The following is an 872-nucleotide window of genomic DNA, read 5'->3' on the forward strand; positions in this document are numbered from 1 at the left end:
GGTCGGCGTCGCGCAGGCCGACCTCCCGCTTCGCGGGGTGGACGTTCGGGTCCACGCGGGCGGGCGGCACCGCGACGTCGACGGCGGCCACCGGTTCGCGGCCGTCGGGGAGCAGGCGCTCGTACCCGGCCCGGACCGCGGCCGAGAGCCGGTCGTTCCGCACGGGCCGGCCGTTCACCGACACCCGGACGTGGTCGCGGGAGGCCCGCGTCACCGAGGGGTAGGCGAGCGCGCCGGCGACGTCGACCGAGAGCGGCTCCCCGCCTCCGGTGCCGGCCTCGACGCTCGCCGCCAGTTCGGTCGACCGGCTCGCAGTCTCGCGGTCGTAGACGCCGAACAGCGCGTCCGTGACGCCGGTTCCGGGCGTCGACAGCGTGGTCGACCCGTCGTGTTCCAGCGTGAACGCGACCGCGGGGTTCGCGAGCGCGTAGTCGGCGACCAGCGACGAGACCCGCGCGAACTCGGCGGCCGGGCCCGCCAGCGACTCCCGGCGCGCCGGCCGGGTCGCGAACAGGTCCTCGACGACGACCGTGGTCCCGCGGGCGCGGCCGGCGTCGGAGGCCTCGACGTCCGTCCCGTCGCAGGCGTCGGCCCTCGTCCCGTCGCCGGCCGCCGCCACGTCGACGACGACCCGCGTCCCCACGGCGTCGCCGTCGCTCGTCGTCAGTTCGAGTCGGGCGGCGTCCGCGATCGCGGACAGCGCCTCGCCCCGGAACCCGAGCGAGTCGACGCCGGCCGGGTCGCCGTCGGGAGCGAGCTTGCTCGTCGCGTGGCGCTCGACCGCGCGGCGGGCGTCCGCGCGTGACATCCCGCGGCCGTCGTCTGCGACCCGGATCCGGTCGGTGCCGTCGCCGTCGACCGCGACGTCGACC

Annotated in this window: 1 protein-coding gene; it reads right to left on the reverse strand. The window is 77.8% G+C overall.

Features of this window, described 5'->3' with window-relative positions:
* Positions 1–872 (reverse strand): DNA mismatch repair endonuclease MutL (mutL, locus tag DJ81_RS04130; RefSeq protein WP_249269074.1); only part of this gene is annotated, 872 nt, incomplete at both ends.

The organism is Halorubrum sp. Hd13 (assembly GCF_002252755.1).
In the GTDB taxonomy this organism is placed as follows: Archaea; Halobacteriota; Halobacteria; order Halobacteriales; family Haloferacaceae; genus Halorubrum.